This window comes from Opitutia bacterium (assembly GCA_016217545.1).
Lineage (GTDB): Bacteria > Verrucomicrobiota > Verrucomicrobiia > Opitutales > Opitutaceae > Didemnitutus.
Genome location: JACRHT010000017.1, coordinates 643,249 through 659,555 on the forward strand (window position 1 = coordinate 643,249; position 16,307 = coordinate 659,555).

Annotated in this window: 7 protein-coding genes; 5 read left to right on the top strand and 2 right to left on the bottom strand. The window is 65.1% G+C overall.

Annotated elements, in window-relative coordinates:
- Positions 1–387 precede the first annotated feature (387 nt).
- On the bottom strand, positions 388–1,314 hold the full coding sequence (locus HZA32_18730) for a hypothetical protein (GenBank protein MBI5426113.1): 927 nt from the start codon (positions 1,312–1,314) through the stop codon (positions 388–390).
- A 1,671-nt stretch (positions 1,315–2,985) separates the two neighbouring features.
- Entirely contained in the window at positions 2,986–9,324 is a 6,339-nt protein-coding gene (locus HZA32_18735) for an immunoglobulin domain-containing protein (protein ID MBI5426114.1), read from the bottom strand.
- Positions 9,325–9,817: 493 nt separating this feature from the next.
- Between HZA32_18735 and HZA32_18740 the strand changes: the two genes are divergently transcribed.
- The 5 genes from HZA32_18740 (at position 9,818) to HZA32_18760 (ending at position 16,295) form a co-directional block, all read left to right on the top strand.
- Positions 9,818–10,009 (top strand): hypothetical protein, encoded by a 192-nt coding sequence (locus HZA32_18740; GenBank protein ID MBI5426115.1) that lies wholly within the window; start codon positions 9,818–9,820, stop codon positions 10,007–10,009.
- Positions 10,010–10,046: 37 nt separating this feature from the next.
- Positions 10,047–10,868 (top strand): ABC transporter permease, encoded by an 822-nt coding sequence (locus HZA32_18745; protein MBI5426116.1) that lies wholly within the window; start codon positions 10,047–10,049, stop codon positions 10,866–10,868.
- Between the two features lies 1 nt (position 10,869).
- The gene (locus HZA32_18750; GenBank protein ID MBI5426117.1) at positions 10,870–12,210 is read left to right on the top strand and encodes an ABC transporter ATP-binding protein; all 1,341 of its coding nucleotides are present in this window, start codon (positions 10,870–10,872) and stop codon (positions 12,208–12,210) included.
- On the top strand, positions 12,207–13,148 hold the full coding sequence (locus HZA32_18755; protein ID MBI5426118.1) for a class I SAM-dependent methyltransferase: 942 nt from the start codon (positions 12,207–12,209) through the stop codon (positions 13,146–13,148). Before HZA32_18750 ends, HZA32_18755 begins: the two co-directional genes overlap by 4 nt.
- 222 nt (positions 13,149–13,370) lie before the next feature.
- On the top strand, positions 13,371–16,295 hold the full coding sequence (locus HZA32_18760) for a hypothetical protein (GenBank protein ID MBI5426119.1): 2,925 nt from the start codon (positions 13,371–13,373) through the stop codon (positions 16,293–16,295).
- The last annotated feature ends 12 nt before the right edge of the window (positions 16,296–16,307 follow it).

Here is a 16,307-nt window from a genome sequence, read left to right on the forward strand (position 1 = left end):
CAGGTGAGGCCGTCCGACGACGAGAGAATCCTATTGCCCGCGAGCATCCAAAATTTTCCAGCAGCAGACAAGACATCCCTAATCAGCGGACCGCCGGGCAGGCTCTGGGTCGCCCACACAGCCCCACCGGTAGACACGGCGAGCTTGCCCGCCGAGCCGAACGCAAAAACGGCCACCCGCATACGTCAGGGACGAATAGCTACCATCGCTCGACGGCAGGCTCGTCGCAGTCCAGTTATTTCTATCGACGGAGCGCCAAGCGTGAGTGTCGTCGACTCCCACGAACCAGCCACCGCCGAGAGTCTCCGCGCGCGCCGGAGGAGTCGCGATCGGCTCCCACTTCAGCCCATTCCCAAACTGAAACGCAAAGCTGTCGGGATAGGACGCCTAGGCGCTGTAGCGCACATATCGCCCCGCCGCCCGGTAGGCGGCGACAGACATATTGGGCTGTAGGCTAGGTGTGCCGGCGCGGACGCGCCGGATAGCGCCGTCAACGGAAGTGTAGACCGTGGTCCCGCGAGCAGCGATAAACTCACCTCGCCAAAAGGTGAGCGCGAGGGAAGCGGCTCTCGGATTTTCCCGAGAAGGCGGCGCGGTGTGCGCCGTCCACGTCACCGCGTTGGGCGAGGTGTATAGCGCCGGGCTGCTGTCGGTTCCCATAACGTAAACCCCATTGCCGAATGCGATATCCTTCACTCTCGACCCGCCGGGGCCGGAACCGGGAATGCCGACCACCGTCCACGTCACTCCGTCCGACGAAAACATGAACTTGTACTCGCTATCCCCGATCGCGACTAAGCTATCACCCACCTTTTTAATCCGCGCGATTCCTCCAATCGTGTCCGGGTGAGCCGTTGGCGACGAAAAGGGACTCAGGTAGCGTCGCGTCCGCGTGAGGCCGTCTGTGGACGTGAAAACCGCACCCACGGAAATCCCGGCGTAGCCCGCGGCATAACCGTCGCCGCCTCCGATGAATTTCGTGCCATCGAAATAGATCGTGCGAATACCGTCACCGACATTCGGGCCGAACGACACCGCCGTCCAGTTGCGCCCGTCCGGCGACGACAAAGCGGCCGTTGCCGTAGGCGACAGCGGACACCCCTTGGGATTGATATCCGGCCGGCATGGCCGCCTGAGTCCATTCGTGTGTGTCGATGGAATAGAAAATCTGTTTCGTGGGTGAAGAACTCGCGACGTCGCAAACTGCCACCCAACATTCCCCGCCTCGTTCGCCGCGACGTTGAGCGGCACCAGCATCGGGATCGGTTCCTCCTGCCAGTCCGCCAAGTTCGTAGTGCTGAAAAGCGACGCCATGGTTGCCCCGACCGGGCTTGCTTTGTGCGCGCCCACGCACATCCGGTCGCCCAAATTAAACCAGCGGGTCTATAGCCGTTTCTGGGCGATCCGCTGCCACGACACGACCTTGCCGGCCGCGCTGTCGACCTTGCCAGTGATGTTGGTGACTCGGACCCAATAGCGGCGACCTCCGCAGGGGCCGTGAGGCTCAAGGTGGCCAAGGTCGCGCCTTCAATGGGATGGCTGACGTCGCCCGCGATGCCGTGATACCATTGGAACGTCGGTGCGGGCACTCCCGTCGCCGAAACGGAAAGACTGATCGAATCCCCGACCCGTGGATCGATATCCGCCGGTTGAACGGAGATGGCGGGGGCGACGGCCAGTTGAATCGTTGCGGTCTCGCTGTCAGTGGAGCCGGAGCTATCCGCCGCCCTCGCCCAGTAGGCAGTGGCATTGGTGAGTGGGCCGCTCACAAAGGTCTCCGTCGTGGCTCCGGCGATCCGCCGCCTCGTATCTCCGCTCAATCCTTCATATCACTGCAGATTCGATTCCTCACTAGCGCGCACGGACAAAGTGACGCTTTGACCGGAAAGCACGGTCCCGCTTCTGGGCTCCAGTTCAATCGTCGGCCCGATTTGGGCGGAGCGGAAAAAGCACCTCGGTCGCCAATCGCGATGATTCTGCCATTGCCGCTGAACAGGCGCCGAATCGCGCTGGAGCCGAAAGTCCCTTCATCGACGACCCAATTTTCTCTGTCAGATGAGGTCAACAAATCTGGACCGCAAGCGATCGCAAAGACCCACTAAGCTAGGTTGGTCTGGAAATGACGCCGTGCAGTTCCGAGCCTTCCGGCCGGGGCGACAAGCCGTGCGATTGCCAATGGCCTCCGTCCGTGGACGAATAAATCCCGCCGCAGGCGGACACCACCACGCAGCGACCGCTACCCAAGGCGACTCCTGTGCGCCCCCCCTACTGGGTCCGTTTCCTCCCACGTCTCGTCGTCCGTCGACCGAAAACGCGACCGACCACATTGACGGCGACTCATTCCGTTGTCCCACGAACCACTCCGCGAAAACCGCGCCTAGGCTCGTTGCTCCAGACGGCACGCCGCGTCCTGCCATCAATAGAAGTCGCAATGTCGCCCCCCACCGCAACAAATCGACCGTCCGCATAGACCACGTCCTCGTAGACACTGCTCGCGCGCGAAACCACGCCGGCAGCCCATACCTCGCCAGTGGTCGAAAAGAAAAACTCCTTGGGTCGTTCCGTTCGTCGCCACAAGCCCAGTCGGCCCTCCAGCGATTGCCATGATACGATTTCCTCCGAGTCGCTCCACATCGGCGTTCGTCCAGAACTCGCCCGATGCCGAGCTGGACTCCACCCCACTGTCGACGATCCGATACCCCCCCTTCGAACTAGACGCCTCCATAAAGGTCGGCCCGGCTGGGAAAGGTGTTGGCGGAGGCTTGGACTCTGCTGCGGCCAAGGACCCAAAGGGGCACCATACCCGGCCGAAGGTGACGCAAGTTGCAGGACAAGGGCCGCGCCCCACGCCAAACGGGAGAGTTCAGCAGAAGCACGAAAGCAAAAACACGCAGGCATGTTCATGCCAGAACCTCCTAGTGCGGCCTCGGTGCGTGGAGCCGTCCGTTCATAGGCCAGTGGGAACTAATCACACTGGCCGGTTCTTTAGTCGCGCAGCGTCCAGGACGCCGGGAGAGTCGGCAGCCCGAGCGAGCTGGCGATGGTGGTGCGGTCCATCACCCAAATCACCCGGTCGCCCGTGCTCATGTTCTCCAGGATGAGGTCCGGTTTGCCGTCGGTGTTGAAGTCGCCGGAGCCGGCGAAGCGCCAGCTCACGGGCAGGGTGGGCAGGCCGGTCGATTGCGCGATAGAACCGTCGGGGTTGAGGCTCCAGAACAGCCGGTCACCAGTGCTGGTGTTTTCGAGCACGAGGTTGGCGCGGCCATCGGCGGTGAACTTGCCGGCGGCGGCAATGTTCCAGCTTGTCGGCAGGGTCGGCAGCGCGATGGTGCTGTCCACCTTGGCGCGGTCCATCACCCAAATCGCGCGTTCGCCGGTGCTGGTGTTCTGCAGGACGATGTCGGGCTGGCCATCGAGGTTGACGTCGACGACAGCGGCGAAACGCCACGCTGGCGCAAGGGCGGGCAGGCCGGCGCCGCCGCCGATCGTGCCGTTGTTCATAAACCACAGCACACGGTCACCCGTGTTCGTGTTCTCGACAACGATGTCGTTGAGGCCATCGGCATTGAAGTCTCCGATGCCGGCGAAGCGCCACTCGGCCGGCAGCGTGGGCAAGCCGATCGAGCCGGCGATGGCTCCGTTTTGCATAACCCACATGACGCGGTCGCCCGTCGCGGTGTTCGTTACCAGGATGTCGCTGCCGCCGTCGCCGCTCAGGTCGTGCGGGCCCGAAATCGGCGCGCGATTCGTCGCCGCGCCGGCGAACGACCAATCGGCGGGAAGGGTCGGCAGGGCGGTGGAACCGAGAATGGCGCCGTCGCTACCCATCGACCACAGAATGCGGTCTCCAGTCAGGGAGTTTTGCAGAAGCAGGTTGGGCTTGCCGTCGGTGGTGTAGAAGCCGCCGCCCGCAAATCGCCAGCCCGCGTAGAAGGTCGGCAGGGGGATGGTTCGATTGATCGACAGCTGACCTGACTGAAGCGCGAGGATCCACACCTTGCGCTCGCCGGTGCGGACGTTCTGCAGCACCAGATCGTTCTGCCCATCGGAGTCGATGTCGATCACGGCGCAAATTTGCCATTCCGGTGCCAGAGTCGGCAGGCCGAGCGACGTCGCGATCGCCACGCCGTTCATCTTCCAGACGAGGCGGTCCCCGGTGTCGGTGTTCTGTAGCACGACGTCAGCGCTGCCATCGCCGTCGACGTCCCCGATACAGGCAATCTGCCAAACCAGCGGCAGCGTCGGCAGGCCGGCCGATCCCGTGATCGTCCCACCGTTCATCAGCCAGATCACCCGTTCGCCCGTTTGCGTATTCTGCAGCACAATGTCGGCAACGGCGTCGCGGTTGAAGTCGCCCGTGCCGGCGAAGTGCCAGCCCGCGCTCAATGTCGGCAGCGACACCGAGCCGACGATGCCGCCGTTGCGCATGCGCCAGATGAGTCGCTGGCCGGTGACGGCGTTCTCCAGGACGAGATCAGGGGCGCCATCGCGATCGAGATCGCCGTGTGCGGTGCGACTCGACCGCACGCCAACCCACGAATGCAAGGTCACGACGGAGCTGTTGGCGAGCGTGACGAGGACCGAGTAGTCGCCGGCATCGGCCGACTGCACGCCGCCGAGTGTCAGCGTGCGACCGGTGGCGCCGCTGATCGCGACGCCGTTGCGATACCACTGATAGCTCGCGCCACCGGCACCGAAGACCGAGAGGCGCACCACGCCACCGCTAGCGACGGCCTGCTCCGCCGGCAAGGGGCGAGGTGCGAGGCTGGACGGGGCGGCGCTCAACAAGGTCAGTGTGTTCCGAGAAGATGTGGTCCCGTCGCCGAGTGCGCCGGAATAGTTCTCGCCGGTCGCGTAGAGTGCTCCGGTCGTCGAGATGACGAACAGGTTGGTGGGGCTGGCGATCGCGAACGCAACGTCGGAGGCGATGCTTGCGGGTGTGGTGCGGCTGCTCCACGAGCCGTCGCCCAGTTGCCCGGAACTATTGATGCCGACCGTCCACAAGGAACCGTCGGACTTCACGTAGGCGCTGAACGAACTTCCCGCGGCCGCGCTTTCCACGCCGGTGGCGACCTGCACCGCGGACGAGCGCGGCGTGGTCGTGCCGTCGCCGAGCTGGCCGTAGCCATTGCCGCCTGCGGCCCAAAGGCTGCCATCCGCCTTCACCCAGAGGACGTGGCCTCCGCTCGCGGACACGGAGACAACGCCCGTCGTCACGGAAACGGGAACGAGGCGATCCGTCGCGTCACCCACGCCCAATTGTCCGTTGCCATTAGCACCGATCGCCCAAAGGGTCCCCGCGTCGGTGACATAATAGCTGGAGTTGCCGCCCGCAGCCACGGCGCGCACACCGGCAGTCGCGATCGCAATCGGGGAAAGCCGGTTGGTCGCCGCGCCATCGCCCAGCTGGCCGGAGGTGTTGTTGCCCATGCCCCACAGTGAGCCATCGTTTTTCACGAAGAGCGTGTGGGCCCAGCCGGCAGCGACCGCGACGACGTTCGTGGCAATCTGGATCGGCAGGGCACGCGTCTGCGTGGTGCCATCGCCGAGCTGTCCCTGCGCGTTGTTGCCCATGCCCCACAGCGTGCCATCGTTCTTCAAAAAGATCGTAAAATCGTTGCCGGTTGCGACGCTCGTCACGCCGGTTGCGACCTGCGTGGGATTCAGCCGGCCGCGGAAACTCCCGTTGCCTAACTGGCCGTAGAGGTTGCCGCCAACCATCCACAGGGTTCCGTCTGCCTTCAGGATCGCTGAATGCCAGCTGCCACCAGCGACGGACAGAACGCCGACCGGGGTCTCCATCGTCAAAGTCGCAACGTTGCTGGTCACTTCACCTCCGGCGTTGCGCGCCACCACGGTATAGTCGCCCGCCGATGCCGACTGCACGCCGGACAACACCAGCGCGTTCGAGGTGGAGCCAATGATTGCGCTACCATTCCGATACCATTGGTAGGAGATCGGGCTTGTGCCCGCCGTCTGCACGGAGAAATTCGCGGTGAGGCCGGGTTGAACAGCGATCGAGCTGGGCTGCTCGAGAAAGGAGACCGGGACCACGGCCTGGACGGTCACTGCCACGGAAGCGCTCGTGGCCGTGCCGGCAACATTGGTCGCCACGAGCGAATACTGGCCACTGTCCGATGGCGTGGCGGCTCCAACGTTAAAATAGGAGTTGTTGGCTCCGGGGATATCGGCGCCGTTCTTGCGCCATTGATAACGGATCGACGGGCTGCCGCTGACACTCGCGTTGAGGTTGATCGATCCACCATAAACGACAGACAACGTCGCCGGCAGGCCGCTGATACTGGGGGCCGCTGCGGCTGCCACGGTCACGTTCACCGTGCTGGTCGCGGTCCCGGCGACGTTACTTGCCGTGAGCGTGTAGACGCCGCTGTCAGCCGGGGTGATGCTGCCGTATTTGGAAAAGGAAGTGTTGCTGGATCCAAGCGGCACGCCGTCCTTACGCCACACGTAGGACATCGGCCAGCTGCCCACGACCATCGCGCCGAGCGATAGGCTCGTCGATCCGTAGCTGAGATTCAAATCTGTCGGCAGATTGAAAATTGCGGGCGGCACCGCAGGGTTGACGATCAGGGTAATTCCAGGACTCGTGACCGACCCGACCGCATTGGAGACCGTGAGGGTGTAAATGCCGTTCACGGCCGGGGTCGCCGGCGAGAACCCGAGCGTCCGCGAATTTGCTCCGGGAATGGGATTCCCGTCCTTCGACCATTGATACGAGAGAGGTCCGGTGCCGACGACTGCGGGCGAGAGCGTGATCGAGTCGCCATAGTTGGCGGTGCGCGCCGCCGGCACGTCGAGCACGGCGGGAGCGACCGCCGGCGTCACGGTCACCGAAATGTCGCGCGTCGTGACGGCGCCCCACGCATTGGTAACCACGAGCGAGTAGGCGCCGCTGTCTGCGGGAAGGGCGGAAGACTTCGAGAAACTGGAGTTGATCGCGCCCACGATGGCCACGCCGTCCCGCCGCCACTGGAAGTTCATGGGCCCAGTCCCTTGGACGAACGGGTAAATGGCGAACGAGCTGCCCTGGTTGATAGTGATCGTGGAGGGAAGATTGTGGACGACCGGCGGCTGCCCCGGCAAAACCGTCAGCTGATATCCGGCGCTGGTGGTGCTGCCCGCCCCGTTCGTCGCGGTGAGCGTGTAGGTGCCGTTGTCCGACGGTGTGGCGCTGTATAGGTAGAACGAAGAGCTGTTCGCGCCCGGAATCGCGTTCCCGTTCTTCGACCACTGCAAAGTCATCGGCGAGGTGCCCGTCACGTTCGGCGAGAGGGAAACGGAGGCGCCGTAGTTAATGGTGGCACTGCTGGGCATGCCGGAGATGACCGGAGCGATCGGAGCGGACACCGTCAGGGTGCAAGCACTACTCGTGGTCGATCCGGCCACATTCACGGCCGTGAGCGTATACATGCCGCTATCCGAAACCGAAAGCAGGCCCTTCGAGTAGGAAGTGGAGGTCGCACCGGGAATGGGAACGCCATTCTTGTTCCACTGATAAACGATCGGCGCAGTGCCTGCGATGCTGGCGTTTAAGCTGAAGCTTGATCCCGACGACACATTGAGGGTGGCGGGCACTCCGGTGATCTGCGGCGCGACCGCGGCGCCGACCGTGACGACCGTTCCGGTGCTCGTGGTGGTGCCCCAGGCGTTCGTCACCACCAGCGTGTAGGTGCCGGCATCGGCCCCGGTCACACTCGACCGGCCGATGGATGATCCCGTCGCGTCGAACAGCGTCACGCCATTGCGCCGCCACTCGTAGGTCATCGGCGAAGTGCCGCTGACCGTCGGTGAGATCGAAAAGGAAGCGCCGTAGGCGACATCGATCGTCGCAGCGCCGTTGAGCTGGATCGTCGGCGCGACCGGTTGCGCCACCGTGACCACGGCAGCCGAACTGGTGACGGTGCCCCAGTCGTTGGCAACGATCACCGCGTAGCGGCCGGCGTCCGCAGTCGTGACCGAGCCCTTGGAATAGTAGGAGGAACTCGCCCCTGGGATAAAATTGCCGTCTTTTGTCCACTGATAGCGTAGACTGGGGCTGCCGGATGCGTTGACCGAAAGGTTAAGCGAACTACCGTAAGACAAATTCACGCTGGCGTTCAGGGGTGAAACCGTCGGTCCGACGGGCGCCGAAACGGTCACGGGCACGGCGATACTCGTGGTCGTGCCCACAGAGTTGGTGGCGCGCAGCGTATATGAGCCCGAGTCGGACACCTTGGCGGGCGATAGGTAGAGGCTGCTGCTCGTGCGCCCGGGCAGGGCGGTGCCGTCGCGATACCACTGGAAAGTCATCGGCTGGGTTCCGGTCACGGACGCGTAGATCGAAATCGAATCCCCGTAAGCGGTAGCCGACGGCGTCGAATAGAACGTAATCGCGGGAGCCGAGGGCGGCTGCGGCGCGATCACCGACACCGGGATATCGGCGCTAGTGGTGCTCCCGGCGGCGTTGGTCGCCACCAGCCGATAGGCGCCCGCATCGCCGTCCGCGACATCCGATTTTGAATAGTATCGGTCGGTCGCATTCGGAATGTCGACGGAGTCTTTTTGCCACTGAAATGTCATGGGCTGCGAACCGCTGACCGTGGCGGACAGCGAGAACGACCCACCGCGCTCCGCAGTGCGGTTCAACGGCAGTTCATAGATTTCGGGGGCGACCGGATCGGCGACAGTCACCGTGACGCCGCTGCTCGTGGCTGAGCCTGCGGAGTTGGTCGCCACGAGGGTGTAGACCCCAGCATCGTTGCCGGTAACCAAATTCTTGGAATAATTGCTGGAAGTTGCGTTGGGGATATCGACGCCATTCTTTTTCCACTGGAAGGTCATAGGTGTCGTGCCCGCGACCGTCATTGATAACGACAACGTGGTGCCGTAATCGCACGAAACGGCGGTGCTGGTCGGATACAGCATGGGGGGCTGCGGCGCATTCACCTGAACCGTGACAACACTGCTCGTCGTCGAGCCGGACGCATTCGTGGCGACCAGCGTGTAGTCGCCGGCATCGGCAGTGGCGACCGGCGATTTCCAGAAGGACGCGGTGGTAGCCCCGCTGATGTCCACCCCATTCTTCTTCCATTGGTAGGTGATCGGCGTTGTCCCGGCGACCGCAGGCGTCAGCGTAAGCGACTGCCCCGAGTCCACCGTCACGAACGGCGGCAGGTTGTAAATCGACGGAGCGGCAGCCCACGAGGAAATCGCGCCCCCCCATGCGAACAAAAAAAGGCTGAGCCGACAGCTCATGCGCGCGAGGCGCTTCCCGAAGGAAGCAGCAGACAAGAAGAGCATCAGAGGCGAGGGGGCCGTTTGCATGGGGGAAAGGCAGGTAATAGGTTGAGCAAGCTGGGCAGTGCCACGGGGCATTGAAAGGGAGGGGCCGCTGGACAGGGGAATCATGCCAGGGCCCTCCCGGTCCCGAGCAGGATTCCTATTCCGAGGTGACAAATTTGCGGTGGCCCAATCCGCACGCCACAGCCAAGCGTGCGCAGATATTCATGCAAGGGGATTTCTCCCCCGGCAGCGCAGTCGTGTTGTCCCTTGCCCTGCAGAGGATCTCGCGTAGCCTGCGAACATGCGGCGGCTAATCCTCAGCTCAGTTTTTCTTCTTACTATCGCCGCGGTTGTGGGCGTTCGGCTGAACCGACCCGGGCCGCCAACGCGCGCCGCCAACGCCCCGCATTCCTCGCCCATTTCGCGCCCTGCGGTCACGCATGCCCCCACCCTATCCGCTTCGGAGGCCGAGGCAACGCCGTTCCCGAATGCCTCACAGATTGCACCGGCGCTTCCACCGCAAGTCCGCGCAGTGATGAGCCCCCAATTGCCGCGCTTCGTCTTGCCGCACGCTCTCGACGCAGCGAACGCGCTCGACGACTACGAGGCCTACCTGCCCAGCGACGTGGCGCGCTTTTTCCCCCGCGAGGCGGCTCCCGAATGGAATCATCCGGACCCTGCCAAGGCTGTCGCCGAACCAGAGTCGCCCAAGGACCTCCGCGATTGACTCGCCGGTCCCTACGCCGGCAACCTCCCTGATTCTTGTGGGGAATTTTTCGCCTAGTCCTCGTGCCTTCGCCGCGCATCGCGCGCTTTGGTGGCAATTCACGCTGCGCGCGATCGAGATGCGGCATCGCGGCAGCTACCTGGGGTTCGTCTGGGCCGTGCTCACGCCGCTGTTCACCGCCGCGCTCTATGTCGTCGTCTTCGGCTATATCTTCGGCGGGCGCTTTCATGTGCTCCCCAACGAGACGGGCAAGGATTACGCCATCGGCGTCTTTCTGGGGCTGCTCCTGTTTCACCTCGTCGCCGAGACCATGGCTGTCGCGCCGACCATCGTGCTCTCGCAACCGAATTTGGTGAAGAAAGTCGTCTTCCCAGTCGAAATCCTGTCGCTGGCGCAGCTCGGCGCGTTCTGGTTTCACGCCATGATCAGCCTCGCGTTGGTGGCGATCTCCGCGGCGACCATCGGCCACGGCCTCAGCCTCACCGGCCTCGCGTGGCTGCCGCTGATTTTGCTCCCGCTTGTGTTGCTCACCGTCGGACTCGGCTGGCTGCTCGCCGCAGCCGGAGTCTACTTCCGCGACATCACGCAGATCGTGCCGCTGCTCTCGCAGATCCTCCTGTGGTCGAGCGCGGTGTTCTTCACGCCCGAGCGCATCGCTGAAAAGTCCGCCTTCGGCTGGTCGATCCTGAAGTGGAATCCCCTGCTCCACACCATCGACCTCGCACGCGACGCGCTCCTCTTCGACCAACCCGTGAATGGTCTGCACCTCGCCTACACGTGGGGTTTCGGCGCGGCGATGTTCGCGCTCGGCTATGCGGTGTTCCGCGCGAGCAAGCGCACGTTTGCGGAAGCGCTGTGACATGAGCGAATCCCTCGTCATCACCGCCGAGTCCGTCGCCAAGACCTACCGTCTCTGGCCCGAGCCGGCCGCGCGGCTGAAACGTCCGCTGCTCGCCGGCGCGGCGCGACTGTTCCCCGCCGGCTCCGGCACGCGCGCCAAGCTCGAGGCGTCGGCCGCGGCGTGCTTCCGCGATTTCCGCGCGCTGGAACCGCTGACGTTCCAAGTCCGCCGCGGCGAAGCGCTGGGCATCATCGGCCGCAACGGCTCCGGCAAGAGCACGCTGCTGCAACTCATCGCCGGCATCTTGCAGCCGAGCCACGGTGCGATCGCGACCCACGGCCGCATCTCCGCGCTGCTTGAGCTCGGCTCGGGCTTCAACCCGGACTTCACTGGCCGCGAAAACGTCTACCTCAACGGCGCCATTCTCGGCCTCTCGCACGCGGACATGGAGCGGCTGTTCCCGTCCATCGCGCAGTTCGCGGACATCGGCGATTTCATCGACGAGCCGGTGAAAACCTACTCCAGCGGCATGATGATGCGCTTGGCGTTCGCCGTCGCGGTGAGCGTGCAGCCCGACGTGTTGATCGTCGACGAGGCGCTGAGCGTGGGCGACGTGTTCTTCACGCAAAAGTGCTTCGATCGCATCCGCGAAATCCTCGCCGCAGGCGCGACGCTGATCTTCGTTTCGCACGACATGGCGGCGGTGCAAAACCTCTGCTCGCGGTGCCTCCTGCTGCACAACGGCCGGCTCATCCACGACGGTGCGCCCGAGGAGTGCGTCGCGCGCTACTTCAGCCTGCATCGCGGGGCCGCGTCGGAGCACGCCGTCGCCGGCACGCACCAGACCGTGAACACCGCCGCGCGCTCGGCCGCGCTCGCGCACGATCTGCTCGCCGGCGCGAAGTCCCGCATCGGCGACCGCGAGTTCGAGTTCGTCGCCGGTGCGGTGTTCGACGCGCACGGCACGCCCGCGACGGAGTTCGAGTTGCAGCAGCAGGCGCGCATCCACCTCCTCCTGCGCGCGAAGACCGCCGTGCGCCGACCGTCGGTCGGCCTCCAAGTGCACGACCGGATGAACAACCTCGTGTTCGCCGCGGGCACGCCGCAGCTGCGCTTCGATTTGCCGGCGCTCGCGGCCGGACAGGAAATCCTGCTCGAGTTCCGCCTCACGTGGTCGGTGCAGCCGGGCGTCTACACGCTGTCGTTCGACGCCGCGGAATTCGACGCCGACAATCCGAACGTCGGCCACTTCCACGACCGCGTGGGTGGCGTGGGACCGTTCACGATCAGCCACCACGCGCCGGGCGCCCTGCCCTTCTACGGCATCGCCAAGCTGCCGATGGAAATTTCCTACGCATGACCGCCGCCACCCAGCGCGCCTGCTGGTGCGGACACCCGCACCTCGACGACTACTCCGCGGATTACCGCGTGTGCAAAGCGTGCGGCACGCTGGTGAGCCGCGCGCCGCTGCGCGCCGACGGCGACCGCGTGTCGCGCGACGAAGGTGAATTCTACAGCAAGGACTACTGGCTGAAACGCCAGTCCGAGCACCACGGCCTGCCCGATATCGCGCAGCGCGCGCGCCTCGACTTGCCCGAGCGCTGCACGCACTGGCTGCGACACCTGCTCGCGCGCCGCCTGCCGCCGGCGAAGGTGCTCGAGATCGGCTGCGGCCACGGCGGCTACGTCGCGCTGCTCGGCTGGGCGGGATTCGAGGCCACCGGCACGGAGATGAGCCCGTGGGTGGTCGAGTTTGCGCAGAAAAACTTCGGCATCCGCGCCCTCGCCGGCCGCGTCGAGGATCTGGCGCTGCCCGCCGGCGGCTTCGATGTCATCGTGCTGAATGACGTGCTCGAACACCTGCCCGAGCCCGCCGGCACGCTCGCGCACTGCGCGCGACTGCTCGCACCCGACGGGTTCTTCGTCATCCAGACGCCCGAATACAAGGAACACCTCACCGAGGCAGACCTGCGGCACACGGGCGATTTGTTCCTGAAGCACATGGATGGGAACAACGACGAGCATCTCTACCTGTTCAGTCGGCGGAGTGCGGGAGAGTTTTTCCGGCGACTCGGTTTTCCCGCGATCGAGTTCGCGAATCCGGTCTACAGCTACGATCTGTTCTTCACCGCAAGTCGCGCGCCGCTCGCGACGCCATCTGACGCCGCCATCGCGACCGCGCTCGCCGCGCAGCCGACCGGCCGGCTCGTCCAAGCCCTGCTCGACAAGGCCTACGAATCCACCGACCGCTGGTGGGCGATGCAGCGACTCCAGATTGAGCTGCGCGAGCGAAGCTAAGGCGGGTTCTGCGGACTGTCCTCCGAAATTTCCCGGCAGAAGGACTTGAATAACTCGCGTGGAACCGCCTGAGTCGCCGCCTCGTCTGCGCATCGTCGTCCAACCCCAGTTCCGCTTCGGCGGTTGCTGGTCGATGAAAGCGCATACGAGTTGGTCTTGTCTCGCCCCGCACTACCTAGCCACCGGCTTGTGCCGCACGCCGTCATTTGCGTGCTAGGCTCGGTGCTGTCCATAGGGTTCGGCGGGCGCGGCATGCTGGTTTCCGCGTCGCTCTGGGTCGGCGTGGCATGGTGGTTTTTCGCTTTGCTCGTGGTCGATCCGCGGGCTGTCACCGCTGCACTGGGCCTGCCGCGTTCCGAGTTCCACCGGCTTGCGCGGTGGAGGCGCGCGAGCGTCTTCAGTGTGGTTCTCGCGGTCTGGATGTTCAGCGGTGGGGCAATCTCTCCCGTTTTGTCGGCGGGCGCGGCCGTGCTCGCGGGACTGATATTGCGCGGGTTAATCGTCGCGGGCATCGCGCAAGACCGTCGCGTGGCGCCCGAAGTGGCACGCATCGTTGTCGTGACCGGCGCGGCGTTGCTGCTGATCCACCCCTATTTCACGGCGCGCTTGGTGGGGGCCGGCGACGCGGAGCACTATGGTCGCGCAATGGCGGATTTCCTCGCGCAGGTGCGCGGAGGTATTTTTCCGGTGTGGGTCGGGCAAAGCATCACGGCGTTCCATGGCGGGGTGCATCCCCTGCGGGTGGCGCCGTATTTCCAGCACTTGGGCGGACTCCTGGATCTCGCCACCGGCCGGACGCTCAGTCCCATCGCCGTGCAGAACCTGGTAGTCGTCGGCAGTCTGCTCGCGGCGGCGTTGAGCGCATATGCGGCCCTCAGCTCGCTCGCCGGCCGCCAGCGGTGGAGCGCGACATGGCTCGCGGTGCTGTTCGTGAGCTCGCCCGGTGTGCTCGCGCTGGTCTACGCGGGGGACATGTTGGCATCATGGGTCGCGCTGCCTTGGCTGCCCTGGCTGTTTTGGGGCTGGGCGAAGGCCTGGCGGCGTCCGGAATCGGTGGCCGGACCGTGTGCCCAGGCGCTCGCCCTCGCGCTCCTTTGGCTGGCCCATGCGCCGATCGCATTGTGGGCGTCGCTGCTCACCGCCGGCGTCGAGATCGCGCGCTGGGCGGCACAGGGTTTCCGGAGAGAGACGCTGCTGCGGCAGGCGGGCGCGGCGCTGTTGTGCATGATGCTCTGCCAATACGTCTTCGTGTCGGTGGCGACGCTCGATGTGCCGGCAAATCCCTACCTCGGCTTCGAGCTCGCGCGCGGCGCCGTCTACGACTCGATTGTCGCTGCTTGGGACGGACTATGGCGATCGGTCAGCCCCGCCGGAGCCGATCTCGTGCACGATCTCCACCTCGCGCCCGGGTTGCTCCTCGCCGGCGCGGCCGCGCTCGGCCTCGCGTGGCGCAACGACGGCGCAGGCCGGGCGTGCGCGCTCGCTGGCGGGGGACTGTTCCTCCTGCTGGTGCCTTGGCCCGGCGTGACGGATCGATTCTGGAGCTCGATGCCGGTGTTCCTGATGACCGTTTCGGAAAAATGGCCGGCGCAACGCATCTACCCGATTCTTTCCGCGCTCATCCCGATCGCAACGGTGCTCGCGCTGGCACGGGTGCGCACGTCACGCGCCCAACATCTCTGCACCGGGCTGCTGGCTCTCGGCGCGCTCGCGAGCACGTGGGAATCCAGGCACTTCCTCGCGCGCGGCCACCGCGCCACGCGCACCGAGGCGGCGACGCGCCGTTTTCTCCTCCCGGAGAATGCCACCCTCTCGCGCTATTCGTATGAGATGTGGGGCTACCTGCCGGATCATTTCTCGTTCGGCTACATGGATGCGGAAAACCAGAATCGCCTCATCAATCCCGTGACGGGCGACGTTCGCGTGTCGAACCAGCGCTTCATGCAACAGGCTGCGGCGCGAGAGCGCGCACTGCGCTTCGTCGCCGTGCCGCATGGAGCCCAGCTCGCCGGAACGATCACGTTGCCGCCCCGCAGCACGGTTTGCGTCCGCTTCCGCTTCCATGATCCTGGCGCGGAAGGCACGCTCGTGTTCACCGGCTCCCGGATTGCGCGACGGTTCGATTTGCCCGTCTCCGGCGGCCCGCGCGCGTTCGGTCCGGGCCCGCGACAAACGAAATCCACCATGCTCCGCAACGAAAGCAACACGCCCGAAGAAGTGCGCGTGGAGTTCTTCAGTCGCAGCAACACGCCGGTCCCGGACTTTGCCGCCGTGCAATCGCTCGTGGTGCAACGCGAGCATCTTCCCGTGCGACTGACCGGGCTGACGCCGTTTGCGCTCGCGTTGAACCTTCCCTCCGAGGGCTGGCTCGAAACGCCCAAGCTCTACCTGCGCGACTATCGCGTGACCGTCGACGGACGCGCCGTCACCGCCGCTCGCTCGCCGAACGGGCTGCTCATGTTCCCCGTCCCTGCGGGCGCGTCCAGCATCCGCCTCACCTATGCCGCGCCGCCGCTTCTCCAGATATCCTTCTGGACCACGGCGGCAGCCTGGCTCCTGGTCGCGGCAGCAGCGCTGGCCAGTGTGCGTGTGTCGCACTCGCGCGTCGCCCGCGCGACGGCCAACGGCTCGCAGCCGGCCAGTGCGCGCCGGTTCGCCGCGGCCGCATTGGTGCTCGGCGTTGGCTGCACTGTGTGGGCCACGAACCGGTGGAACGAGGATTCCGCGCCGCACGTCACGAACGCCGTGCCCGTCACGCTCCGGGCCACCTTCCCGGTCGGTCGCCACGAAGTCTACGAAACTCTCCTGAGCTGGCGCGATGAAGCGGGCGCAACCATGGCGGTCGTCGCGTTTTACCAGGACGACCGCCACGTCCGCATCGGCTGCCGCAAGGGCGGCATTCTCAAGATCCTCAGCGATCCGCTGCCCGTCAGCTATTTCGTGCCCCACCGCATTACTGTCCGGTTCGACACCAGCGCCTCTCCGCGCTTGCGCGTCGACTTCAACGACCACCCGCTGTGGGAAACAGACTGTGCACAAAGCACCGCTGCGGGTTGGACGTTTGGCTACGGCCGCGATCTCGATCCGAAGTTCGCCGACGGCAATCCGTTCCGCGGGCGCCTTTCGTCGGATTCCCCTCCACGTTGAGGCCGCTTTAGG

Bases quoted from the DNA above. Each gene is read 5' to 3' on its own strand.
- HZA32_18755 (MBI5426118.1), top strand. From the start codon at position 12,207: ATGACCGCCGCCACCCAGCGCGCCTGCTGGTGCGGACACCCGCACCTC.
- HZA32_18750 (MBI5426117.1), top strand. From the start codon at position 10,870: ATGAGCGAATCCCTCGTCATCACCGCCGAGTCCGTCGCCAAGACCTAC.
- HZA32_18730 (MBI5426113.1), bottom strand. From the start codon at position 1,314: ATGGCGTCGCTTTTCAGCACTACGAACTTGGCGGACTGGCAGGAGGAA.
- HZA32_18735 (MBI5426114.1), bottom strand. From the start codon at position 9,324: ATGCAAACGGCCCCCTCGCCTCTGATGCTCTTCTTGTCTGCTGCTTCC.
- HZA32_18740 (MBI5426115.1), top strand. From the start codon at position 9,818: ATGAGCCCCCAATTGCCGCGCTTCGTCTTGCCGCACGCTCTCGACGCA.